We start from the raw sequence: 25,547 nt of genomic DNA on the forward strand, positions 1-25,547 counted from the left end.
TTAAACAGCGATATAAAGCAGGATGACGTCATTGAGATGCTGGCACAGCACCTTGTGACCCGTCCTGTGTTTGAATCCTTGTTTGATGGAAATGAATTTGTACAAAACAATGCTATTTCTCAAGCCATGGAAAAGATCTTAGCTGAATTAGACAAAACAGATATTGAAGAGGAATCCGAAGAACTTCAAGAATTTTATAACAGTGTAAAATGCCGTACGGCTGGTATCACAGATCCGCAAGCAAGACAAAATCTTATTATCACACTGTATGAAAGTTTTTTTTCTAAGGCTTTTAAAAAGACAACAGAGAGGCTTGGAATTGTTTATACCCCCGTTGAGGTTGTAGATTTTATTATTCATTCTGTTGATGATGTTTTACGAACTGAATTTGGAAAAAGCTTAGGGTCTCGTGATGTTTCTATTCTTGACCCCTTTACTGGAACGGGTACCTTTATCACAAGGCTTTTACAATCTGGATTGATTAAGCAAGAAGATATGGAATATAAATTCCGTCATGATATCCATGCCAATGAGATTGTCTTGCTTGCCTATTATATAGCTGCAATTAACATTGAAACGACCTATCATAGTCTTATGAAAGGGAATTATATCCCCTTTAAGCATATTGGTTTAACGGATACCTTCCAGATGCTTGAAGAAAAAGATTTGCTGCGAGGGTTACTCAAGGAAAACAGTGACTATTTAGAACTTCAGAAGAAACTGGATATTAAAGTTATCTTTGGTAACCCGCCTTATTCAACTGGTCAAAAGAGTGCAAATGACAATGCAAAAAACACCTCTTATCCCCTATTAGATAAACGTATTGGTGCGACCTATGCAGCCCAATCGCAAGCAAATCTTATGCGATCACTTTACGATAGTTATATCCGTGCACTTCGTTGGGCGAGTGATCGTATAAAAGACTGTGGTGTTATTGGTTTTGTCACCAATGCAGGCTTTATCAGCGGTTATTCTCTAGATGGTTTACGCAAGTGTCTTGTTGAAGAATTTAGCAGCCTTTATATTTTCCATTTACGGGGTAATCAACGGACTTCTGGTGAAGTTTCTCGGAAAGAAGGTGGACAGACTTTTGGTTCCGGCTCTCGAACCCCTATAGCGATTTCTATTCTTGTAAAAAATCCGGAATCTCAACAGCGTGGTAAAATATATTTTCGTGATATTGGTGATTATCTCGATAGAAAAGAAAAGCTTGCGATAATCGAGTCCTTTAAGAGTATTGGTGGCATTACAGATAAATCAGGTTGGCAACTCATCTCACCAGACAAGTATGGTGATTGGATTGTTCAACGTGATGAAAGTTTCAAAACATTTCTAACATTAGGTATTAAAAAAGGGCACGATACAAAACTCTTTGAAACCTTTTCGTGTGGTATTGCAACTAGTCGTGACTCTTGGGCATATAACTCAAGCTGTGAGGCTTTAGCAAAAAACATGAGCAATATGATTGGCTTTTATAACAGCGAAGTAGAACGTTTTAATGAAGCTTATGAGCATGCTAATCGCGAGACACGTAAAAAGGCTGTAGACAGTTTCGTGAATTCAGATGCAAGTAAAATAAGTTGGAGCCGTGCTATCAAACAGGAATTGAGCAAAGAAAAGTTCTTTACGTTTGAAAATAACAGTCTTACGCAAAGTCTTTATCGTCCTTTTACAAAGCAATGGCTTTATTATAACCGTACTTTTAATGAAATGGTTTCTAAAATACCATGTATATTTCCGATAGGGCAAGCTGTCGAAAATAGAGTAATACAAGTTGCAGGAATCGGGACAAACCGTGGTTTTTCTGTACTGATGACGAATACAGTGCCTAACTATCATACAATAGATACTAGTCAATGTTTTCCACGCTATATTTATGAAGGTGCTACAGTTTCAAAAGATAAAAATACAAAGCAACCCCATTTATTCGAAAGCTCTATGAAGGACGGTGAAATAGCTGGTTTACAACGGCGTGATGCCATTACTGATGAAGGATTAGAGCATTTTAAAGCAGCTTATCCTGGTGAAACCATAACAAAAGATGATCTCTTTTATTATGTTTACGGAATTTTGCATTCAGAAGATTACCGCAGTCGTTATGCTGATAACCTTTCTAAAGAATTGCCTCGTATCCCTTGTGTGAAAACTGCTGAAGATTTTTGGAAGTTTGTAACAGCAGGACGTGAACTTGGTTACTTGCATGTCAATTATGAAACTATAGCCCCTTATCCCGTGACTTTTAAAAAAGGAAATCCAAAATTAACTGACATCTCTAATCCTGAAGAATTTTATCGCGTTACAGAAATGAAATTCGCAAAATCAGGTAAAGAGAAAGATAAAACCACTGTTATTTATAACAGCAATATCATCATGACAGATATCCCTCTTGAATCCTATGAGTATATAGTCAATGGCAAACCCGCTCTTGAATGGGTTATGGAACGTCAATGTGTAAAGACTGATAAAAAAAGTGGTATTGTTAATGATGCCAATTGCTATGCCGTTGAAACGGTTGGCAACCCTGCTTACCCTTTAGAATTGTTTCAACGGGTTATTACTGTGAGCTTAGAGACCATGAAAATCGTTAGAAACTTACCAGAATTAGAACTAAGAGAAACGGAAGTGAATTTATAAGACATGCTCATCTTATAAAGGTTTGTATCCTTAAATATTTACTGTGTACTTTGTATGTACATTATAAATATTTATTATTTATTTTGTGTGTAATTACTATTTATGTAGTTTTCAAAATATACGAATATGAACTCGTAGAAAGCAGCTATATCTTGAATTGTTTACGTTCCCAGTTCTTTGATAACATTTTCATACAATCATTCACCATGGTGTGAAGTTTTTTTCATCCTTGTTTAGCACTTTTTTAGAACGAATAACATTTCCTTTATTTCATCTGTTTCATTGGACATTTTTCCCCCTTGTTTTATACATGTCATGAAATTTATGATGAAAATTGGTTTGACTTTTTTGGCATTTGTAAAGTTTTAAGAACTTCATTCAATTCTGATTTGAACAAAGAAAATTTTTGCTCATTTGTTTTTGTTTGGTAGTTTTTCTCTGTTTTTTGCCTGTTCCACTTGTTAATTTTTTCTTCTGAGGCTTCCTTCAGCAAAGCATAGAAAGACCGCTCTAGATATAATTCTCCTTGGTGTTCTTTAGCAATCATCCCACGCAGATACCCTCCAGGTGATTTTATGAGTAGCTTGCAGTGTTTTTCGAAGGTTATAGCAATTGCGAGAGCAGCTTTTTTCATTCCCATAGTTTTTTTAGCGTCTTCAACGGCATAAGGAGAAATTCCCTTCATTTTAGCAAGAAATTCCGTAGCCCCGATTAAATCCCTTTCGGATTGCAACCCATATTTCATGAACATAGCGACATTAGGCAATGCTTTGGTTAAAAGTTCTGGCTTGATTTGATGCAATTCGTTGTTGTTTGAAGGTATGGTGTTTTCAGCTTTGCGTTTCTCTATTTTTTCATAAGCCAATTTGTTACATTTACTAATTAAGTTAGGGATTGTATATTCTATGTGTATGTCACTAGCGACATATCTGTATGTCGTTTTTGATGTTTTTTCCTTAAAAAATCGCCGTAAAATCCATTCAAAAAGCCGGATAGCTTTTTCTAATTTTTCAACTGAAACTTTTGCTGGTCGACCAATAATATCAATAATTTTTTGCACTCTCAAAAAGAGTAATGATGTAAATGGTGTAGATTTGATTGATGCGTAAGATGCTTTAATCTGTCGCACCAACCCCCGAAAACAATGCAAAGCCGCCTTATGTTTGTTTTGAGCCTCTATGACTTCATCCACTTTTTGTTTCAGTTCGTGATATCGAGCAACAAGAATACGCAAATCAGCACCGCAAGCCATTACAATTCCATAACCAGGGCGTTTTACTGAATAGCGCTTAAAGTTACTAGAATCTCGCATAACAATAAGACCACAATCATAAAGACGTGAAAGTAACCTACTCACGCGTCCTTCACTACGGCAGATTTCCTGACCAAGACAGAAATTGCTTTTAAAAACGATAGGAACCCCACCTTTTTCAAATGAATCTTTTGACGCCGTATTTAATAAAACTAAGAGCAATTTAGCTTCTGTCTCTTTAATCAAACCAGCTCTCTCTAACTTTGTAGCCAATCCAATCAATTCCCCACGACTCACCAAGCCCATTTCAGCATTTTCAGCTAATTTTCTGTATTCTATATGATGCGCACTTAACTTTCTTCCGGAAATTTTATTAACCATAATTCTTAAAACCTCTCTGTTAGAGGCAAAAAAATGAAAAAATATCCCTTTTCTACAAAATTTCTCTTGCAGAATGCATCACGATAAATTAAATTGAATAAAGATTATTTATATTTATCGTAAAAGCCCTTCTGTTGAGGATTCTGCAGTAGGGTTTTTATTTTTTTGCCATTATACTTCCCTCTATTTTAAAAGACTCATAGCTTTGAAAAAAGCATGTCAAGATAGAAGCTATCTTAAAAAGAAAAGATTTTCAATATGGTAAAGATTTTAAATTATTGTTTTTTATCAAATACAACCTATTCCAAAAGCAAGACAAAAGGACGTATAGGGAAGAAAACCAACACTTCCATGGCGCTACAATGAGCAACTTATACGAATAAGAAAACTTTGAACAAAGCATTTTATGAAAGAGTTATCTACCCAGTCACCGATAGATTGTGGTCAACTTTCACCTGATAACACTCATTGTAGAATATTGTCTTCATTGTTAAATAAGCACTTGAGAATAATCTTTATCAGTTATGGTCAATAGGATTATAACTTCCGTGATTTTTTCGTCAATCTTCTGGTTGTTTAAAGAAGAGATTTTAAAAGTATCATTTTGAATATGACGATTATTATTTGTTTATAACCTGAAAAAAATATTAAATATTGGTAATTTTATAGTAGAAAAAATTATTTTTTTCATTTATGTGGCACAAAATTAATATCATTCATACAATATCGAATTAATACAAACAATATGGCGGGGGAATTTTCATGAAAAATATGAATAATTCGTTCATTCGTGAACAAACCTTTTTTTCTAATACACAACAGAAATGGTTAACGACAGCATTAATGCTGTTTATTGCCTTCATCGCACTGAGTGAGCCGGCATTTGCAGGTGACTTCGGAAAAATTGAAGGCGCTCTTCAGAAAATAATCACAGCTTTGACAGGACCGTTAGCAAAAGCAATTGCAACCATTGCGGTTGCTGGTATTGGACTTGCATGGATTGCCGGTTATGTTGAAATGCGTAAAGCTTTCTTTGTTTGTGTAGGCATTGGTATTGTCTTTGGTGCAACGCAAATTGTATCAATGCTTTCTGCTTAATTGATTGAAGTCTTTCAAAGCCATGAAAGAGCGCGATAAGCTAACAGAAGATACATTATTTCTTGCTTGTACACGTCCAGCAATGATTGCGGGCGTGACAGTGGAAGCTATGGGGTTAAATGCTATAGGTACGATGATGTTGTTTATTATAACAAGCAACATTTTTCTTATATCTGTTGGTGTTGCCATACATTTCATATTCAGAGAAATTCTTAAAAATGATCATAACAAATTTCGTATTCTTATGACATGGCAAAAAACATGTCTTTTTGCCAAAAACTCTAGTCTATGGGGTGGGGGGAGTATTTCTCCATTACGATTAATTCGTGATTATAAGGAACTATAATGAATCCAGCTGTGTGCAAACGTGAAACGCAACCAGAGGCGGTCATCCCTTACGTGCGCCATGTCAATAAACATGTCATTGCGCTGGATTCACGTGCACTTATGACCGTTATTGCCCTTGAGGGCATTAACTTTGAAACGGCAGATATTATTGATCTGAACGTGCTTCACGAACAGCTCAATAATCTCTTTAAAAATATTGCTGATGAACGTGTGGCTATTTATAGCCATATCATCAGAAAGCGTGAAACTGTCTATCCAAAAGGCACTTTTAGATCAGAATTTGCGAAGCAATTGGATGATAAATATCGCGAACGAATGGTCTCTCAGGAGCTTTATCGCAATGATCTTTATCTTTCAATTTTGTGGAATCCGCACGTTGATAAGACGGATAAATTAGCGGAGTTTTTTAAACGTTTAGGAAAAGCAAAAGAAGAAAAGACAGAAGTTGATGCAGAATCTGTTCGTAAGCTTGAAGATATTACGACAAATCTTATTCAAAATTTAGAGCGCTATGGTGCAAAAAGGCTGAGCCTTTATGAATATGAGGGCAATATTTATTCGCAGCAAAGTGAGTTTATCCACCAATTGGTAGGAGGGCGTCGCGAACGTATACCACTCACATGGGGAACGATAGCATCTACTGTTTATTCAGACCGTCTGATTTTTGGAAAAGAGATCATAGAAATACGCACTGAAGCAGGACAACGATTTGCAGGTATGTTTGGTTGGAAAGAATATCCAGCAAAAACCAAAGCGGATATGACAGATGGTCTTCTCACTCTTCCCTTTGAGTTTATTTTTACCCAATCTTTTGTTTTCAAGAGCAAAAACATTGCCAAGCAGATTATGGGACGCAAACAAAACCAAATGGTCAATGCAGGAGATCGAGCAGGCTCACAAATTGTAGAACTGGATGAAGCGCTCGATGATCTTGAATCCAACCGTTTTGTTTTAGGGGAACATCATTTATCCTTGGCAGTTTTTGCTGATACCCCGCAAGAATTAACGGATAATCTTGCTAAAGCCCGTTCTCAACTCACAAATGGTGGTGCTGTTATTGCTCGGGAAGATTTAGGGCTTGCGGCGGCTTGGTGGGCACAATTACCTGGAAATTATGCTTATCGCACCCGCTCTGGTGCAATTACAAGCCGCAACTATGCGGCACTTTCTCCTTTTCATTCCTTTCCGGTTGGAAAAATAGACGGAAACGTATGGGGACCAGCTGTCGCATTGATGAAAACTTCTGCTGGTTCACCGTTTTATTTTAATTTTCACTTTGGTGATTTAGGCAATACTTTTGTTTGTGGTCCCTCTGGTTCTGGTAAAACAGTTATTGTTAATTTTCTTTTAGCACAACTTCAAAAGCATGATCCTAATATGGTCTTTTTTGATAAAGATCGCGGTGCAGAACTTTTTGTCAGGGCGGGTGGCGGCACCTATATGCCCTTGAAAAATGGGAAGCCAACAGGCATAGCCCCGCTAAAAGGTTTAGACTACAACAATCCAGCAGATAAGGTCTTTTTACGCCAATGGATTATAAAGCTCGTTTCTTCTGAAGGTCAACAAATCAGTGAAGCGGAAAGACAAGATATCACAGCAGCTGTTGAACAGCTTGCACTGTTGCCAAAAGAACAACGAACAATATCTGCCCTACAAATGTTTTTTGACATTACTCATAGAGAAGGGATAGCGGGGCGTTTAGAGAGATGGTGTAAAGGCAACGCTTTAGGATGGGTCTTTGACAACCCTGATGACGACATTGGCATTGATGCAAAATTTATTGGTTATGATATGACGGATTTTTTGGACAATGACGAAATTCGTCCACCATTAATGATGTATCTTTTTCATAGAATTCTGTCTCTGATTGATGGTCGTCGTATTATCATCGTTATTGACGAATTTTGGAAAGCACTAGAAGACGACTCCTTTAAAGCCTTTGCGCAAGATAGGCTCAAAACTATTCGTAAACAAAATGGTTTGATGTTGTTTGCAACACAATCTCCCAAAGATGCGCTGAATTCAACCATTGCACACACCATTATAGAACAATGTCCAACACAGATTTATTTTCCCAACCAAAAAGGCAATCATGCAGATTATGTAGAGGGTTTTAAATTATCCGACAGAGAGTTCAACCTCATCCAAGCGGAATTAAGCCGGGAGTCACGGCGTTTTCTCATTAAACAAGGACAAAGTTCTGTGGTTGCTGAACTCAATTTACGCGGCTTTGATGATGAAATAGCCATTTTAAGCAGCACCACTAAAAACATTGAACTGTTAGAGACCATTATGGATGAAGTTGGTGAATCTCCAGAAAAATGGCTTCCTCTTTTTCAAGAAAGGTCAAAAAAATGAAAAAACTTTTATGGGCTACAGCCGTCTGTGCAGTTTCTTTTAGTTTAACAACAAGTTCATTTGCCATTGTGGTATTTGATCCCACAGCTGCTGCAAAATTAACTGAGCAATATAAACAAGCATTAAAGCAATTTGAACAAGGCAAACAACAGCTTAATCAACTGAAAAGTCAGCTTGACCAAATGAAAGAGCTCTATAACTCCCTAAATGTCAAGCCTGATATCTCTGGGTTGAAAGAAATGTTCAACAAGCAAGGAAACAATGGCGCCCTTCCTTCTGATTTTAATCATTTTCAACAATCAATGGGCGGCGGCAGTAGTGGTGGCGGCAGCAAAAACACGCGAAAATGGCAAGAGGAACTTTTATACAAAGAACCTTCAGGGGGCGCAGGATCAAAAGAGGCAGTCGATACTTTTTACGCACAGGAAGTAAAAAAAGCCCAACAGAACACGGTAGGACAAGCAGCAAAAGGCCAAGACGTCTACGAAGAAGCCAGTGAAACACAAAAAAACATTAACAAGCTGCTTGAAAAACTTGGAAGTACGAAAGACGCTGGTGAAATTCAAGGCATCCAAGCACAATTATCCGCAATACAAGCAGACCTCCAAACAAAAGTCCTCCAAATGCAGGCTGCCGCGATGATACAACAAGCGGAATACAGAGCAGCCGAACAACGTGCCTATGAAGAATTTGCAGCGCGATATACAGATTATGCCAAAAAACTCCGTGGTCAATAAACGAAAAAAAGAGATTTGAATATGAATAAAGTCATTATCACAACATTGCTGCTTTGCACCGCAATTGTCACAGCTAGTTGTGAAAAAACTTATAGCATAGCAGAATTTTAAAAAATCCAAAGTTAATGGACGAATGGGGAGCAAGATGTGGATTCACAGGGACTTCAAAAAATTGTGAAAACCTAAGATTAGCAGTGCTTGAACTTCAGAAGGAATATAAAGCAAAAGCGGAAGAGAGAACTAAGCAAGCTAACGAAAGCATGCGTAAAGCGAAGGAAGAATTTTTAGCTGAAATGGAAGCTGAAGAAAAAGCAACAGAACAAGCCGAACGAGAAACAGAAGAGCGTGCTCAAGCTCAACAAAAACAGGATAATAATTGAAACAGAAATGATCATATTTGATAGAATGAACGTGCAATGACATTTGACAAAATAGCTTACTTTACCAAAACAGAAAATATGTTAACACACCCTATCATGCGAATAATGACTGATACCATAATCCGCTTAAAGCAGCTTCATGTACTCTTTATAGCAACATTATGTCTGTGCCCTAGATTTATCACTACTGGTTATAAAAACCTATAACACAAGCATAATTTAAAGATTGTGCTCAAACCTCAAAAACTGAAAGAAAAAAGGGGAAATATCTATGAATAAAGTTCTCATAACAATATTGCTGCTTTGCACCGCAATTGTCACAGCTGGTTGTGAAAAAACTTATAGCGTAGCAGAATTTAAAAAAAATCCACAGTTGATGGACGAATGGGGAACAAGATGTGGATTCACAGGGACTTCAAAAAATTGTGAAAACCTAAGATTAGCAGCGCTTGAACTTCAGAAGGAATATAAAGCAAAAGCGGAAGAAAGGTGGAATGAAGCGGTAAAGGAAAGTAAGAGAACTATGGATAAACTTAGGGCTAAACAAGAAGCTGATAATGCAAGAAGAAATGCTGAAGTAGAAAAACTAAAAGCTGAGTTTGAAAAAAGACAAGCTGAGGAAAAAGCAAAAGAACAAGCCGAACGAGAAGCAGAAGAGCGCGCTAAAGCTCAACAACAACAGGATAATAATTGAATCAAAAATGATCACATTTGCAAAAAATTGATAGAATGGACATGCAATGGCATTTGAAAATATAACCATATTTACTGATATGGATAGCTCTGTGATGAAGGTTCTTGAAAACATAATGAATACAACTATTAATAGGCTTTCATTAGGTTTAAGTGCTCCACTTAAAGCAGCTTGTACAATTTACATTATATTTATGGGATACAATATCATCTATGGGCGTTCTTCCATGCCGCTGTGGGAATTTATAGCGACAGCTTTCAAACTTGGCATCATTGTAACACTTGCCACAGAGGCTTCTTTTTATAATACATGGGTTAAGGATATATTTTTCAATGATCTGCCGAATGCCATTGCACATGTCACACAAGGTACAGCACACTCAGATAAAAATATATGGGACAATATGATGGACCATGCTGCTGCACATGCCTTTGATGCAGCGAATGCAGTTTCATGGCATGCACTCGGCTCATATATTGTTAACTGGATTGGTGGTCTCCTTTGCATATTAGCTTCTATTATATTTTGTACAACTGGTTTTATCGTCTCAATGTTTGCTAAACTTGGTTTATTTCTCGTCCTATCAATAGGACCACTTTTTATCAGCCTTGGTTTGTTTTCCTCAACAAGGCGTTTTGCAGAATCATGGTTAGGTCAAACAGCAAATTTCATCATTTTGCAGGTATTAGTCGTCTTGCTTGGTAGTATGTACGTCGATCTTGCAACGGACGTCTTCTCAGAAGAAATAAAAGACACTATGTTTTCCCTAATAAAATTTTCAGCTGTTGGCTTTTGTGGTTGTTACCTTTTCATCAAATTGCCTGACATAGCATCAGCTTTAGCCTCTGGAGGCGCTTCTCTCACAAGTGCAATAACTGGAACACAACGTGCTGGAAAAGAAACTGTTCGCGCTACTAAATTTGCAGCCAACACGATAATGAAGGGCATGCAAAAATTAACATCACTAATAAAAAAGGTTTAAATTTAAAATGCGGGTTTTTAAAAAAATTGGGGTTATCTTACCGTTTCTCTTTCTTAGCGGTTGTACGTCTTCATCAAACACACTGAAATCACTGCCAAAATGTGATGGATATTCTAAGCGACCACTCAACAGATCTATGTGGAATTGGGAAGGGAAAAAGCCCTCCCCTACGCCTATCATCATCAGTAACAACACGCAGTCATCCGTCAAAGAGAGCAAAAGTGTAACGATTCTGGCACGAAACTTAACGGATGAAGAAATAAAATCTTACAAAAATTGCGGGCAAAAAGCATGAAAGAAAAGGCTGTAGAACAATATATTGCTGAAGCGCGCTCATTTGATCAAGACCGTATGATAGCCTCACGCCGCATCACCCGCATCTCTTTTGCCATTGCTGGCATAGCCGTTGTTGTTGCTATACTATCCTCACTGGCTGTTATAACCCTCACACCTCTTAAAACCGTAAAACCTTTTGTCATTCGCGTTGACAATTCAACTGGCATCGTTGAAGTCGTAGAGGCTTTAAAAGACGGTCCTACAAATGTCGATGAAGCCATCACACGCTATTTTGCCGCAAAATATGTTCGCTCTCGTGAGGGTTTTGTTGCAGAAGAGACGCAAAACAATTTCCAAACCGTTTCTCTTCTCTCTTCTCCTGAAGAACAAGAAAGATTTGCTGTCTGGTATGGAGCAAAAAATCCACAAAGCCCTCAAATCCTCTATAAAAACGCAACCGTTACAGTAACGATAAAATCAATTTCCTTTATCAATCAAAACGTAGCACAAGTGCGCTATTACAAAACTATCCGTGACAATGATAAGAGCAAAGAATTTATCACGCATTGGGTCGCAACGCTCACCTTTGAATATATCAATGCTCCAATCTCTGTACAAAATCGTTTGATAAATCCTCTTGGGTTTATTGTTAGTGGATATAGAACTGATCCGGAAGTGGTCAACTGATTATGATAAAAAAATGCCTTTTTTTCTTTCTTAGTATCGCTGTTATCTTTTCTTTGACGCATAAAAGCTTTGCAAGTGTTTTTCCTACCCGTGCGCCTAGCGATAACCGCATTCGCTTTATCAATTATGATGCTTATAATGTCACAAAAATTATTGGCTCCATACGCTCATCCGTACAAATAGAATTTTCTTCTCATGAAGAAATTGCTCATGTAGCGATTGGCAACGGCGTTGCATGGGAAGTTGCTCCAGCGGGTAATATTCTCTTTCTCAAAGCAAGAGAAGTTCAACCAACTACAAACCTCCAAGTAGTCACTACAAAGCTTGATGGCTCAAAGCGCTCTTATCAATTTGAACTCATCATTAAAGATGGTGAAATTTCCTCTGGACAAGAAACATATTTCCTAGTGAAATTTCGTTACCCACAAGAAGAAGCAGAACAAAGAAGACTTGCAGCACTTTTGCGACAAGAAAAAAGACAATCCCAAAAAATTGATGGCATCTTCAATGCTTATGAAACTTATGGACCACGCAATTGGGCTTACACCGCTCAAGGCTCTGTCATCCTTGAACCCTCCTCCGTTTATGACAATGGAAAAACAACAACATTTTCTTTTCCCGATAACCAAGAAATCCCCGCCATTTATATTGTGAACAATGATGGTACAGAATCTCTGGTTCCCAAAACCACAAGAGGCAATATGGTTATTGTCCATGCTATTAGCGCCAGATTCACCCTAAGGCAGGGAAGAAATGTTTTATGTATCTTTAATGAAGCCTATCAACCAAAAGGTATAAATCCAGATACCGGAACAACTTCACCATCTGTTGAACGTCAAATCGTTGCAAATACTCAATAAGCCAGAATTCAAGGGGACAGCATATGAGTGATCAACAAATCATCGAAGATCGAGGCACAATTGGGGATAGCAAAAATAATACATCAAAATCGCCTACAAAAAAAATACTCCTCATGATAACCTTTATAGGGTTTTGCGCTTATGTACTTTGGAATATATTCTCAACACCAACAACATCATCAAACACAGAACAACCTCATAAAAAACAATCTCAAGACTTTAATAACACACTCGCTCCTTTAGAATTGGTTACCCCTGAACCACAAGCAAAAATACCTCAAATTACATTACCAACACCAACATCAACAAAGGCAGTTAAAAACGATCCTTTACTTGATGCAGCACGGCGTGCTCCTGTTTTAGCTTTTACGAAAAATTCTCCTCCTCATTCAGATCAAATGGGGAAAAATAGCTATAATAATTATATAAATGAAACTGCCAATAATATTTCACAAAGTTTTTCTTCACTTCTAAAACCTACAAAAATAGAAGGAACAAGAGCAAAAACAATAGGCAACAGAAACTTTATCATTGCCATGGGAACTTCTATTCCTTGTGTTTTAGAAACGGCATTAAACAGTGATCAACCAGGATTTGCAAGCTGTGTAATTAACCGTGATATTCTCTCTGATAATGGTCATGTTGTTCTGCTTGATAAAGGAACGCAAGTGGTTGGCGAATACCGCGGAGGACTTAAAAAAGGGCAATCCCGCCTCTTTGTTCTTTGGACAAGAGCAAAAACACCAACCGGTGTCATCATAAACCTTGCATCTCCAGCAACCGACAGTTTAGGAAGAGCCGGCTTTGATGGCAACGTCAACACACATTGGTGGGAACGTTTCAGTTCGTCCTTATTACTCACCGTTGTTGATAGTGTTACAACAAACATAACAAATAAAAATAATGGCAATGGTGGTTTCAACAACTCTGAAGCAGGGAACCTCGGAAAAGATACAGCTGCCATTGCTCTTGAAAATCAAATTAACATCCCGCCTACATTAGAAAAATATCAAGGGGAACTCGTCAACATTTTCGTAGCAAGAGATCTCGATTTTTCATCTGTCTATAAACTAGCTGTAAAAAGCAGAAAGCACAATGCTTTCTCTCGTTCTACTCCGCACTATTCCTTTTTTTATTCTCAAGTTCAGTAAAAGTATATTATGCCAACAGCAAAAAATAGAGAACGAGCCTCTATCGTTTTAACAAAATTAAAAATCTTAGATGACTTCCTCAATAATGAAAATTTATTTGAAATTGTCATCAATCAACCAGGTGAAGTTATTGTCGAAGGTCCAGATGGTTGGCAAACTCACACCGTTAAAGAATTGACCTATGGTGAATTAGAAGGAATTGCGAAAGTCGTTGCTGCCTACACAACACAAAAAATTAGTGTAGAAAATCCAGTTCTCTCTGCAACACTTCCCAATAATGAACGCATACAAATTGTTATGCCTCCCGCTGTTGCGGCAAATACCATTAGCATGACAATTCGTAAGCCTTCATCTCGAACTTTTTCTCTTGAAAATTTACACGAAAATCATTTGTTCTCTGTCACACAAAATGTCACTTTTACACCCCTTGAACAAATGACAAAACGGGAAATTGAACTCTCTGATACAGAAAAAGAACTAACAAATCTCTTTATCACGAAAGACTTTTGTAAATTTTTAGAAAAAGCCGTCACGACACAACAAAATATCTTAATATCTGGAAAGACCGGTTCTGGTAAAACCACTCTCTCCAAAGCTTTGATTGCAAAAATTCCTGAATACGAACGAATTCTCACCATTGAAGACACACCTGAACTTGTTGTTCCTCATTCAAACAAAGTCCAGCTTTTTTATTCAAAAGATAACCAAGGCTTAGCAAAAGCTGGCGTAAAAGAACTTCTTGAATCTGGATTGCGTATGCGCCCCGACAGAATTCTTTTACAAGAGCTACGTGACGGTACAGCCTTTTACTATATCCGCAATGTTAATTCTGGTCATCCAGGATCAATTACAACCGTCCACGCCTCAACAGCGATTGCAGCCTTCGAACAAATGACCCTTCTTGTGAAAGAAAGTGATGGTGGTGGTAATTTAGCACGTGAGGATATCCGTAGCTTATTAATCTCTATGATAGACGTTATCATCCAATGTAAACGCCTTGAAGGGAAGTTTCGTGTAACAGAAATTTATTATGACCCCTTCAAACGTCGAGACGCTTTTTAAAAACATATAAGTCAATTAAACAAATCTGAATGCGTTCCTGTACGCTCAAATCGTAATTGATTACTAGTAATTTTGTAAATTAAAAGCCAATCTGGCTCAATATGTATATTCTTAAAACCCTGCCAATTTGCTTTAAGCGAATGATCTTTATAACGTAAAGGTAATGGCTTTCTTTGCTCTAATAACAGCATTACTTTTTTAATTGTACCCAAATCTTTCCCACGCTTAGCAACCATTTTAAGGTCGCGTTTAAATTGATTTGAACGAATTACCTGAAACATTAAATACCCAAATCACGAAACAAATCATCCATATCTTTAGCTATATATATATCTTCTCCTTTTTCACTTTTCTCAAAAGTCTCAAGTGTTTTTGCATTAGGAACATACATATCAAACGGCAGTCCCTTTTCATTGACAACTTTTGTCAAAGCAATCCGGATAAAATCAGATACCGTAAGTCCTAGACTTGCTAATATTTCATGGGCTTCTTTTTTTACTGTCTTATCTATGCGCGCACGTACAACATCTTTTTCTACACTCATATTAAACCTCTTTACCTTACCGTGTCACATCTTTTGATTTTGCAGGCTCCATTGCAGTGTTTTGCTCTTGTATATGTTTCTGTTGTAAGAACTTTATCGCCACCTGAAACTCTTTTATGCGTTCTTTATCATGAGGCTGTTGTTTAGGAAGTGCTTTGGATAAATCAAAATCTTGTTTATGAATAGCATCTTGCCCAAAACGTTTATCCAAAGCACTTTGAAGCTTTAAAAACTCCTGGTTAATCTTCTCTGGTATTTTTAAATAACCTTCACTACCAGGTGAAACATTTTTCATATAAGTCACAGCCTCTTGTGAGAGTGATGGTACTTCAACTTTCAATCGCTCACGGTCACGTGTAATACTGTCTATACGAATTGCATAGGAGTTTTTATAAAAAGATTGAAGCTCTCTCATAGTAGAAACGGCAAGAGGAACATTGTAAAGCGCCTCTTTACGGTCTTTCCCCGCTGCTTTAAATCGATCTATCAGACGATCTGACCCACGCAACTCACCAGCTTTTTCCGGAGACTTAGCTAAAATATCAGGGAGTTTATCGCCTTTCCCTGCTAAAATTGTTTGCTCAATCTTGAGGGCAGCCGCTTTGGGATCTTTATAAATAGAAGCTAAGCGATTGTTCAATTCTTTAAACGTATCAACGTAAGATTTTTCATTTCTAAGAGCGCTAAGCGCCTTCTGTTCTAGACTAGAATTATCTATATAAGGAGCAAGGTAAGGAGCTTGTTCTGTTGCTTTTGAGGCAATATTCAAGTCTTTTTGCGATTGTTCAACCTTGAGCCCTTCTTTCTGGAGTTTAACAAAACTTGTTTTTGCTCTATCCCAAAGGGATTCAATCTTCTCTTTTTGTTTTTGCAACCATTCTTTATGACAATCAACGTAAGAGGATATCTTTTCCCCTAAACCTTGAGAAACATCAATCCCTCTATTTTCTGTAAATTTAGCAATATAATCCCGATAATCAGGATTTTCAGAAAAATCGAGAGTGGTTGTTTTAACACCAGATCTAGAAAGAGCTGCTACCAATTTTTCATAGGTATTTGCACGATCTAATTGCTTGGTAGCACCAACAAAAGAAGGATCACCGCGTTCTATTAAATCAACATGAAAAGTGTTTCTTTTGATTTCTTTATTGTTAACAACTATCGTTTCTTTATCTTGACGAATGGATATCTTGTCACCAAGCTCAATACGAGCACCATCTATCGCTGAGGGAAGGTTTATACCATAAATACGCTCAACTCCACGGGAAGTTGCTATATCCGCATAAGGTATTTTGCTTTTGGCGGTTTCATTAAAAGAAACATAACCTGCCTCTACAAGTTCACCAGTCATTGTACCTTTAATCTGCTTGTGTTCGTGTAATCGAACGTTTTTAAAGTCCTCTTCGGCAACATAAAGATGTGACTGATATCTATGTCGAGACATAGAAACATATGCAAGATGTTGATCCATAGATGAGGAAGCTAAAACAAAAACATTATCAACGCTCACCCCCTGACTCTTATGGATAGTAGCTGCATATCCATGATCAATATTTTGATAAGTCTGATTGGAAAAGACAACCTCTTGACCAGAGTCAAGACGCACTTTTAAAAGCGGGTTTCCCTGTTCATTTTGTATAGATAAAATAGTTCCCAACATACCATTTTTAACTTTTTGCTTTCCTAATTCTGGAGCAGACTTTTCCTCGAACTGAGCATTTTTAAGAAAGATAATTCGGTCTCCTACAACAAATTCCCGCTGTCCTTTCAGAGTATCAAAATTTGTGACGTTCTCACCATTTTCAGATTTAAGTAAACGAGCCTCTTTAAGAGCGGTCCGAATTTTTTCATTTAATGTTTTTACAGACGCATTCGTATGAGCAAGAACAAGAAGCTCGTCACCTCGTAAATTTCTCCCCTCTTCCACACATTTGGCTTCTACCTTCTTTCGTGTATCCATCCAATCTTTAACGATAGCATTTATGGCTTGATCATGCGTTTTGGTTTCATGAATGAATCCTCTATCATTATAATGATCTAAAGCCTCCTTGACTTGTCCACGTGCAAACTGTCGTGATGCATTTTGCCCCCATTCTTCTTTTTGTCTTCTAATACCCGATAATTCTATATAACCAACATTACGAGCAACAACGCGAAACGCCGCTCCAGATTCAATTGGTTGTAACTGCATATCATCGCCAACAAGAACAATCTTAGCGCCTGCTTGTTCAACTTTTTGAATAAAACGGGAAAGCTGTTTTGAAGAAACCATTCCCGCTTCATCAATGACAAAAACATCGCCAACCCGCAGTTCATCTTTTTTATTTTTCCAGGATAATTCCCAGGCAGCAAGAGTTTTGCTTTTTATCTTTGCAGATTCCTCAAGACCTTCCGCGGCTTTACCCGCAAGAGCCGCACCATAAACACGCTTTCCACTATTAACCCACGCAGTATTTGCCGCTTCCAAAAGAGTGGATTTTCCAGCACCTGCATAACCAACGACCGCTGCAATACCTTTATCATCTGTAATATGCTGAACAGCTAATTTTTGCTCTTCTGAAAATTGAAATCTATTGCTCTTATCTTTATTCTCAACAGACTTTATTGCCTCTAAAACCTTCTTATCTTTTACACCGTGTCCTGTCGTCTGAGACAAAGAAATAGCCAATCGTTCCATATCATATTCAGTTTTTAATATTTCCTTTGTTGAGTAAATAGCCTTATGAGGATTGGAATGATCTTCAATTTTAATCAGGTTATCGCTTTTTTCTAAACGCTCCATAATATCATTCAAGTCATTGCTATTATCAACATATCGATGAATAGTCTTCATAAGATCAATACGGCTAAATGTCGATTTTTCATGTGAAATTAACTTCAACAGTTCATCCGGATTTTTTTTAATGATATCGACAGTTTTCTGTTTTATTTTTTCATTGGCTTGCACAGCATTACTAACGAGACCTTTTTTGCTCATTGCATGCGCTGATTGACCTAAATGAAGGGTTGGTTCTATCGATAAACCCCGCTCTTTGTATGAACGCATATCTATTTTTATATCATAACCAGCGATAGCAAGATATCTTGTAGCCATCTCACCCCAAGAATTGCGTAAATCTTTTAATGTATCCTTATTGCCTATGACAGTTTCATAAACAATCCTCTCTTCTTGTCTTATCGCATTTCCTTGACTATCGCGAATAGTTACAAGAGATTTTTTTACTGTACCATCTTCATTTAAAAGAGCTATTTTTTTAGCACCAAAACCTTTTTCTGTAACAGGACGCAAAGTATGCATGATATGCACATGTGGATTTCCTTGCTTGTCGTGATAAACCCAATCGGAAACAAGTCCACGTGATGAAAAGTTTTCCTTTACAAATTCCTGCACAAGAGAAATATTTTGATTTTTTGACAATTCTAATGGTAGAGCTATCACAATTTCTCTTGCCAATTGACCATTAATACGTTCACTATTTTGTATAGTATTCCACAACCATTCACTCTTTTTTTCATTTGTCTTGAAAGAGTTTAGTTGCTGTGTAATCCATTTTGGTGAATCTTCTGGAATATTCATTTCTGAGTGAACAAGATCTTTATCATTATCATACCTATGAGTATGAGAACCCTCTAATTCATCAAACATCCTTGTTCTATGACGATAGGCAGCAGAAGAAATTGCTGATTTTCCAGAACCAATTATCTTAGCTTGTAAATGTGCTATTGCCATAAGATAAAATTACCAAAAATCATACTTATTTCTATGAAATAATCTATAGCAGAAAACGTTTTAAAAGAAAACGTATAATTGCGCCTTCAAAAAATCTTTGAAAAAGACATTTTTCAGGTGCGCATTTTATGCGCATTATCAAGTGTTGTTATTTGAGTTTTCTTCTGTTAATAAAATAAAAAGAGTAATAAAAAGGAAGGTCATTAAATGGCAAGAAAATCTTTAGAAAAACTTATGGAAGAAAAAAAAGCTCTTGAGGAAAAAAGCAAAAAACTTCTTGAAAAAATTAAAGCTGCTAAAAAATATGAAGGGGAAAAAATCGCTCTATTAGCAACAGAAGTTGGTTTAACAGAATTAAATATTTCAAACGAAGAATGGAAAAATATCTTTGAAGAGATTAAAAAACGATTTCAACAAAAAAATAAATCTGAATAATATTGGAAAATCTATAAAACTATTAAGACGAATAGAAAAAAGGATACGATATTTGACTGATGAAATAAGACGTAAAGATGCACGTGAAAAAATTATCCTAGGCAGTCTTGTTGTAAAAGCTGGTCTTAGAAATGCTGATAAATCTTTCATTTTAGGGTGTTTAATTCATGCAGCAAAACTTAATACAAACTCAAAAGAATATAAAGATTTTGAAAAAATAGGACGGAGTGCTTTTTCTGATACGCGGGGACAAGATGATAAACAATTTAGATCGTAAACAAATAATATTTTTAATATGCCCATTTCTCTTTTCAATCATAGCTTTTTTTCTTGTAAACATAACAATAAATGAAATAACAGAAAATGGTACAACACCAGATGCTTATTGGTTCGTTCGGTCAAAACCTCTAGATATTCTCATCCTTATTGCAGTTTCTTGTTCTTCATTCGTCTTATTACAAAAAAAACATATCAGAAAAAATATCACCATATCATCACTGATCGTCTTTTGTCTTTTTGCTGCTTACTACAGCACGAACGAATATATCAGATTAAGTCCTTATGTAGGACAAAACAACATGACATGGGCAGATGTTTTTCCTTTCTTTGATAGAATGGTTTTAGCTGGATCAATCATTGGAGTTATTATTCTTGGTTTTACTATGAATCTATCTTTGCCTAAAACCTCACCTTTAAAAAAATCAAAAAATAGGATCTTTGGTGGCGCTCAATGGATGGATATGAAAAAACTAGAAAGCATTTTTCCAAGCAATGGAGAAATCATCATAGGAGAGCGATATCGAGTAGACGAAGATATTGTTAAAGATGTTGCTTTTAATCCTAAAGACAAAGCAACATGGGGAAAAGGAGGTACACAACCATTACTAACATACAAGCTTGATTTTGATTCAACCCATATGTTGTTTTTTGCTGGTTCTGGCGGTTACAAAACAACCAGTAATGTGATTCCTACGTGTCTTAAATATTCTGGACCACTTGTTGTTTTTGACCCATCAACTGAAATCGCACCAATGGTCAAAGAAATTCGGCAGCAATCAAATAAAAATACCGTATACGTTCTTGACCCCCATGGTGCCTCAACAAATACTTTTAATCCTTTAGATTGGTTATTAGATGAAACACTCCCTCTTTATGAAAGAGAAGCAGGGCTCATAGAAATCGCAAGACTCCTCTTATCTGAAAATCATAAATCAACTTCAACAGATCAATTTTTTACCTCTCATGCACACAATTTATTAACTGGTCTACTTGCACATGTCGTCTTCTCTGATGAGTACAAATTAGAGGAAAAAAACTTAAAAACACTTCGGATGATTGTATCAGAGCCAGAACCATCCGTTATTGGGAAATTGCAATCTATACAATCAAATTCTCCTTCACAATTCATTCGCGAAACCCTTGGTGTTTTTACAAATATGGCAGTGCAAACCTTCTCTGGTGTCTACGCAACTGCCTCTAAAGATACCCAATGGCTTTCCCTTCACAATTATGCAAATCTTATAAGCGGTAATGACTTTAAAACAACAGATATAACAAAAGGAAATATCGATATCTTTTTGAATATTCCAGCAAAAATTCTAAAATCATATCCAGGAGTGGGACGCATTCTCGTAGGCTCTTTTCTCAAAGCCATGGAAACCGCAAACGGAGAATATGAAAAAAGAGTTCTCTTTATTTTAGATGAAATTGACCTTTTAGGATATATGAACATCTTAGAAGAAGCACGTGATCGTGGGCGTAAATATGGAATATCTCTCATGCTCTTCTACCAATCTGTAGGACAAATTGAACGTCACTTCGGCTCATCAAGGGCTATGGCATGGTTTGAAAGCTGTGCTTTTGTAAGCTATGCTGCTATTAAAGATATTAAAACGGCAGAGAATATATCAAAGTCATGCGGAAAAATGACTATTGAAGTTCAAGGAAAAAGCAAAACACTAGGTACATCTGGTGCAAAAGGAACTGAAAGTCTAAGTGTACAACAGAGACCTTTAATTTATCCTCATGAAATTACCCAAGAAATGCGAAAAGACGAACAAATAATCCTTGTACAAGGACAACCTCCTATTCGTTGTGGACGCTCTATATATTTTAGAAGAAAAGATTTAAAGGATCTTGCTAAAGAAAATAGATTTGCTCCTAAATAGAACTCTCTTCGTTCGTACATACATCAATTTAATGAGAGGCTACCGCCTCTCAAACTCTCAGTACGCTCACCAAAATCATGAGATCAGACCCGCGTTTATCGAAGGAACTAACAAGCCTTGGTTATAAAGGTCAAGGAAACCCTTATAGGGCGCCTAGCGGCGTCCTTGACCTATAACCATAGAGGCTTGTTTTGTCCTTCTCACGCGGCTCCGAAATCATGATTAAGGGCAAGAGCTTATAGGGGAGGCATAAAATGCACCTTAGAAAATATCACTAGGAGGAAGAGATCTAATACAAACTCACAGAAAGCAGCTATATCTTTGGTTGTTTACGTTCCCAGTTCTTTGATAACATTTTCACACAGTAATTCACCAAGGTGTGAAAAATTTCATCATTATACTATCGTGAAAAACATTGATAATTCTCATCTCCTCATTATTGGAAAAGAATAAGTTCATACTCAGGAGGTGCTAAACGTAATAGGAGAGCATCATATCCCCAATTGGCAGCTAAACCAAGAAACACAAAGATTATATAACCGATAACCATTGCTGTTTGATGTTCATAGGGTTTTGCACCCAGCATATACCCATACCATAGCATGAATAACACTAAGAAAGATCCACCTACCATAAACTGTGTTAAAATAATAATCGGTCTACGAATAAACAAAAGAAAAAGGAAAAGAAAAAAAACGCATATTTTTAATATTTTACGAACTACGCGCATAACTATGCGCATTACAGTGATGAGAATTGGTTGTCTTGAAATTGAATTTTTCTCTTCTGTCTTTAATTTATGAGTAGATAAAATATCCATTTCCCCCTCCTGTATCTGTATCTAAAGCACAGAAGATAGTTAGTATTTTTTTAGACATAGGAAGATTATTTCACAACCTATCCGCTTAAGTATTTATATAACAAAACACTCATTTATTGTCAACGGTTTTATTGTATTTTTTGCAATATTTTCAAATAGTTATTTAATTTTTTTATTAATTTCTCTACTTGCTCCCCCCTATAAGCTTTTACCTTTAATCATGATTTCGGAGCCGCGTGAGAAGGATAAAACAAGCCCCTATGGTTATTGGTCAAGGACGCCGCCAGGCGCCCTGTAAGGGTTTCCTTGACTTTTATAACCAAGGCTTGTTAGTTCCTTCGATAAACGCGGGTCTGATCTCATGATTTTGGTGAGCGTACCGAGAATTGAGAGGCGGTAGCCTCTCATTAAAAAATTATTTTTATTGTAAATTTTCTGAAGTTACTTTGTATCTTTATAATGACGGATTAAAATTTGTAAAACGTCTCCAAGAGTTAAAAGATTTTGTTCGGGGGGTGTCAATCTTTCAGCAAGTGCACGAAATTCTTGTTCAACATCTGGTCGAATTGCAAGAGTTATGCGGCTTGTTCTCATACTACGACGCTTAGATCTACCGTCAACATGACCATTTTTAGTTAAAATAGGTGCTCTTGTATTATCAAAAGGTGCGTGACGTGTTGTAAAACCACTTTGTTGAGCTATTTTATCAATTTCCTGCTTATCACGCTTAGGAGCTTTTGTTGTAGGTTCTACAGTGGATAGATTATTTAAAACTGAGAATGTTGATTTACGCTCTTTTATCATTGCATGACTCCTTCGAGTTTTAATGCTTGTACAATATCAGTAGCAACTTTCTCGGCATTTACTATAGCGGATTCGACATTTGATACATCTTCTTTATTTAACTGATAAAGAGTGCATCCAAAGCCAAAAATAGAGGAAAAAGCAGCTTTATTCATCATTCCATGCGCCAAAATTGGTAATTTTGCTTCAATTAATTCCTTGCGAATATCTTTTTCTTCACGAGTTTGGATTGCAGAACATTTTGAAAACATAATACGATAAGGAATATTACTTCTTCTTGCTTTTCCTTCACGTTCTATAAAAGCAATAACTTTTGCCGCTTCACGACTGTCGAGTTTTGTTCCCGCCATAGGAATAACAACCATATCAGAACGGCTAATAGCGTATGACGCTGTTATATTTGCAGATCCTTCAAGATCAACAATAACAAAACTATGTGTATGTGCTGCTTCATCTATAACATCTACAATAGTGTTTTCATTAACCCCTCCTTGAACATCAATATTTAATGGATAATTAGGGCTAGCATTTTGCCACCATTCATCGGCTATAGGTTGATTAGGGTCAGTATCTATTATTTTAACTTTTGATCCGTGTTGAGCTAAGACCTGAGATAAAACAAGTGCTGCTGTTGATTTTCCAACACCACCTTTTGAAGAAGAAAATACAATTGTTGGCATATATCAAAATCCTTACGTATGTTCTACATATGCTATATGTATATACAGCATATGCTTAACATATGATAAACATACACAGTATATTTACAACGCATACATATAGCATATGTTATATGTATGCTTATCATATGCTATACATATGATATATGTTTTTATTATGTAATGTAATTTAATTTCAATATATAATCGAGAGTATATTTAGAGAAGCGAATATCTGTAAAAGAACAAACTATAATGTTGATTTTCCAAAACCACCTTTTGTTAAACGCATAATAATGACTGGCATTAATATATTCCTTATTTAGCGAATAAATAATACGTATTTCGTACAGAAATATAATAAATATTATTATCTATCGTCTCTCAATACGTCACTTCATGGAGAAATAACTATTCATCTGGCATAGTGATAAGTGGCTTAGTTTTTGTAGGCTTGATATTTTTGCGTTCAATAAATAAACGTAAGGTATTCACACTAACCCCTAATGTCTTAGCAATACGGCTCTGCGACAAACCAATATTAATGAATGCTTGCACTTCATTAATGTGATTATCGAGCTTTAATTGCGTAGCGATACTTCCTTTTGGACGCCCTAGTTTTATTCCTCGTTGACGTGCAACGCTTAATGCCTCTTTCGTACGTGTTTGAATTAAATGCCTCTCAATTTGTGCTACCATACCGAGTACAGTTGCTATGATATCACTTTGTAAACTCCCATCCATGATAAGGTTTTGTTTTGTCACATGCACAATTAAACCACGTTCACTAGCAGCTTTGAGAATTTCTAAGACAGCAAGAGAAGAACCAGCTATACGAGAAAATTCAGGAGTTAATAACACATCTCCCCGTTCTGCTTTCTGAATCAAAGCACCAAGTTTACGCTTTCTCCAATCTTTGCCTCTGCTTGTAACTTCTTCTTCTATGTGAAGTGGTGCAAAGCCATTTTTATTAGCATATTCTAATAATCCAAATTTTTGATTTTGTGTATCTTGTCCATCACGAGAAACACGTAAATAGGCGTAAAATTTCGGCATATTCATTAAAAATGTCAATTTAGATAAAAACTGATATATTTTCCCTCAAAAAAAACCTCAAATAAATATCTATTTTCATATCTAAAAAACGATCGTTTTTTAGATACGAAAATGCAAAATAGATATAAAATATCTATTCTAACAGCCCCTATTGAAAAAATAGTAAAATGTAACATTAGAATTGTAACACATTAAGTGGTAGTAAAATGGCTGAGACAACATTTACCTTTCGCGTTGATGATGCATTAAAAAAGGAATTTTCCAAAGCAGCAAAAGCATGCGATAGATCTGGTGCACAATTGTTGCGGGATTATATGCGCGATATTGTAAAAGAACAAAAAGAAAAAAGTGCACATGATTTATGGTTTCGGGAACAAGTTCAATTAGGGATAAATTCTGCTAATGCAGGTGATATAATATCTTCTGAAGAA

General features: G+C 36.5%; 24 protein-coding genes and 1 pseudogene. 17 read left to right on the forward strand and 8 right to left on the reverse strand.

Translation table 11 applies throughout. The features are described from left to right. Positions 1–2,634, forward strand: a 2,634-nt coding sequence (locus BN67_RS05870; RefSeq protein WP_019223215.1) for a type ISP restriction/modification enzyme, incomplete at its 5' end; no start/stop codon positions are given. A gap of 322 nt (positions 2,635–2,956) precedes the next feature. Here the strand turns inward: BN67_RS05870 and repC are convergent. Beyond that, positions 2,957–4,267 carry a plasmid replication protein RepC gene (gene repC / locus BN67_RS05875; RefSeq protein ID WP_019223216.1) on the reverse strand — a complete coding sequence of 437 codons (1,311 nt, stop codon included), beginning with the start codon at positions 4,265–4,267 and terminating at the stop codon, positions 2,957–2,959. 762 nt (positions 4,268–5,029) lie between these two features. On the opposite strand from repC, the gene BN67_RS05880 reads away from it, so the two are divergent. The 12 genes and pseudogenes from BN67_RS05880 to virB11 all read left to right on the forward strand — a co-directional run bounded on the left by BN67_RS05880 (position 5,030) and on the right by virB11 (position 14,900). Further along, entirely contained in the window at positions 5,030–5,365 is a 336-nt protein-coding gene (locus BN67_RS05880) for a TrbC/VirB2 family protein (RefSeq protein ID WP_019223217.1), read from the forward strand. A 22-nt stretch (positions 5,366–5,387) separates the two neighbouring features. Beyond that, entirely contained in the window at positions 5,388–5,711 is a 324-nt protein-coding gene (locus tag BN67_RS05885; RefSeq protein WP_019223218.1) for a VirB3 family type IV secretion system protein, read from the forward strand. Then, positions 5,711–8,071 carry a VirB4 family type IV secretion/conjugal transfer ATPase gene (locus BN67_RS05890; RefSeq protein ID WP_019223219.1) on the forward strand — a complete coding sequence of 787 codons (2,361 nt, stop codon included), beginning with the start codon at positions 5,711–5,713 and terminating at the stop codon, positions 8,069–8,071. The genes BN67_RS05885 and BN67_RS05890 overlap by 1 nt, the downstream gene beginning before the upstream one ends. Further along, complete coding sequence (locus tag BN67_RS05895; RefSeq protein WP_026088192.1) at positions 8,068–8,808, forward strand: TrbJ/VirB5 family protein; 741 nt, start codon at positions 8,068–8,070, stop codon at positions 8,806–8,808. Before BN67_RS05890 ends, BN67_RS05895 begins: the two co-directional genes overlap by 4 nt. A 21-nt stretch (positions 8,809–8,829) precedes the next feature. Then, positions 8,830–9,188 (forward strand): annotated as a pseudogene (locus BN67_RS12725) (EexN family lipoprotein). A gap of 271 nt (positions 9,189–9,459) precedes the next feature. Further along, positions 9,460–9,882: an EexN family lipoprotein gene (locus BN67_RS05905; RefSeq protein ID WP_019223222.1), complete on the forward strand. Its 423-nt coding sequence runs from the start codon at positions 9,460–9,462 to the stop codon at positions 9,880–9,882. A 46-nt stretch (positions 9,883–9,928) separates the two neighbouring features. Beyond that, positions 9,929–10,864, forward strand: a complete 936-nt coding sequence (locus tag BN67_RS05910) for a TrbL/VirB6 family protein (RefSeq protein WP_019223223.1) — start codon at positions 9,929–9,931, stop codon at positions 10,862–10,864. 7 nt (positions 10,865–10,871) lie between these two features. Beyond that, positions 10,872–11,159 (forward strand): hypothetical protein, encoded by a 288-nt coding sequence (locus BN67_RS14840; RefSeq protein WP_019223224.1) that lies wholly within the window; start codon positions 10,872–10,874, stop codon positions 11,157–11,159. Further along, positions 11,156–11,827 carry a VirB8 family type IV secretion system protein gene (locus BN67_RS05920; RefSeq protein WP_019223225.1) on the forward strand — a complete coding sequence of 224 codons (672 nt, stop codon included), beginning with the start codon at positions 11,156–11,158 and terminating at the stop codon, positions 11,825–11,827. The genes BN67_RS14840 and BN67_RS05920 overlap by 4 nt, the downstream gene beginning before the upstream one ends. Before the next feature lie 2 nt (positions 11,828–11,829). Further along, complete coding sequence (virB9, locus tag BN67_RS05925) at positions 11,830–12,687, forward strand: P-type conjugative transfer protein VirB9 (RefSeq protein ID WP_019223226.1); 858 nt, start codon at positions 11,830–11,832, stop codon at positions 12,685–12,687. Between the two features lie 23 nt (positions 12,688–12,710). Next, complete coding sequence (gene virB10, locus BN67_RS05930) at positions 12,711–13,838, forward strand: type IV secretion system protein VirB10 (protein WP_019223227.1); 1,128 nt, start codon at positions 12,711–12,713, stop codon at positions 13,836–13,838. Positions 13,839–13,847: 9 nt separating this feature from the next. Beyond that, positions 13,848–14,900, forward strand: coding sequence for a P-type DNA transfer ATPase VirB11 (gene virB11 / locus BN67_RS05935; RefSeq protein ID WP_019223228.1), 1,053 nt, complete (start codon positions 13,848–13,850; stop codon positions 14,898–14,900). A gap of 11 nt (positions 14,901–14,911) precedes the next feature. Here virB11 and BN67_RS05940 read toward each other — a convergent pair whose 3' ends face one another. From BN67_RS05940 to traA, 3 genes are read right to left on the reverse strand one after another with little or no spacing between them, the layout of a single operon-like run. Beyond that, positions 14,912–15,181, reverse strand: coding sequence for a type II toxin-antitoxin system RelE/ParE family toxin (locus BN67_RS05940; RefSeq protein ID WP_019223229.1), 270 nt, complete (start codon positions 15,179–15,181; stop codon positions 14,912–14,914). Next, positions 15,181–15,444, reverse strand: a complete 264-nt coding sequence (locus BN67_RS05945) for a type II toxin-antitoxin system RelB/DinJ family antitoxin (protein ID WP_019223230.1) — start codon at positions 15,442–15,444, stop codon at positions 15,181–15,183. Before BN67_RS05945 ends, BN67_RS05940 begins: the two co-directional genes overlap by 1 nt. Positions 15,445–15,460: 16 nt before the next feature. Continuing rightward, positions 15,461–19,174 (reverse strand): Ti-type conjugative transfer relaxase TraA, encoded by a 3,714-nt coding sequence (traA, locus tag BN67_RS05950; protein ID WP_019223231.1) that lies wholly within the window; start codon positions 19,172–19,174, stop codon positions 15,461–15,463. A gap of 207 nt (positions 19,175–19,381) precedes the next feature. Here traA and BN67_RS05955 point away from each other — a divergent pair, with 207 nt between their 5' ends. The 3 genes from BN67_RS05955 to traG are packed head-to-tail and all read left to right on the forward strand — an operon-like array spanning position 19,382 to position 21,777. After that, complete coding sequence (locus BN67_RS05955) at positions 19,382–19,609, forward strand: TraC family protein (RefSeq protein WP_019223232.1); 228 nt, start codon at positions 19,382–19,384, stop codon at positions 19,607–19,609. Positions 19,610–19,661: 52 nt separating this feature from the next. Continuing rightward, positions 19,662–19,886: a conjugal transfer protein TraD gene (locus tag BN67_RS05960; protein ID WP_019223233.1), complete on the forward strand. Its 225-nt coding sequence runs from the start codon at positions 19,662–19,664 to the stop codon at positions 19,884–19,886. Then, positions 19,864–21,777 carry a Ti-type conjugative transfer system protein TraG gene (gene traG, locus BN67_RS05965; RefSeq protein WP_019223234.1) on the forward strand — a complete coding sequence of 638 codons (1,914 nt, stop codon included), beginning with the start codon at positions 19,864–19,866 and terminating at the stop codon, positions 21,775–21,777. The genes BN67_RS05960 and traG overlap by 23 nt, the downstream gene beginning before the upstream one ends. Before the next feature lie 436 nt (positions 21,778–22,213). Here the strand turns inward: traG and BN67_RS05970 are convergent, their stop codons facing one another. The 4 genes from BN67_RS05970 to BN67_RS05985 all read right to left on the reverse strand — a co-directional run bounded on the left by BN67_RS05970 (position 22,214) and on the right by BN67_RS05985 (position 25,116). Then, positions 22,214–22,597, reverse strand: coding sequence for a hypothetical protein (locus BN67_RS05970; protein WP_019223235.1), 384 nt, complete (start codon positions 22,595–22,597; stop codon positions 22,214–22,216). Between the two features lie 441 nt (positions 22,598–23,038). After that, complete coding sequence (locus BN67_RS05975; protein ID WP_019223236.1) at positions 23,039–23,401, reverse strand: hypothetical protein; 363 nt, start codon at positions 23,399–23,401, stop codon at positions 23,039–23,041. Next, positions 23,398–24,081, reverse strand: a complete 684-nt coding sequence (locus BN67_RS05980) for a ParA family protein (RefSeq protein WP_019223237.1) — start codon at positions 24,079–24,081, stop codon at positions 23,398–23,400. The genes BN67_RS05975 and BN67_RS05980 overlap by 4 nt, the downstream gene beginning before the upstream one ends. A 390-nt stretch (positions 24,082–24,471) precedes the next feature. Beyond that, the gene (locus BN67_RS05985) at positions 24,472–25,116 is read right to left on the reverse strand and encodes a recombinase family protein (protein WP_019223238.1); all 645 of its coding nucleotides are present in this window, start codon (positions 25,114–25,116) and stop codon (positions 24,472–24,474) included. Positions 25,117–25,322: 206 nt separating this feature from the next. Here BN67_RS05985 and BN67_RS05990 point away from each other — a divergent pair. Continuing rightward, on the forward strand, positions 25,323–25,547 hold a 225-nt coding region (locus BN67_RS05990), incomplete at its 3' end, for a CopG family ribbon-helix-helix protein (RefSeq protein ID WP_019223239.1).

The sequence above is a fragment of the Bartonella rattaustraliani AUST/NH4 genome, from assembly GCF_000312565.1.
In the GTDB taxonomy this organism is placed as follows: Bacteria; Pseudomonadota; Alphaproteobacteria; order Rhizobiales; family Rhizobiaceae; genus Bartonella; species Bartonella rattaustraliani.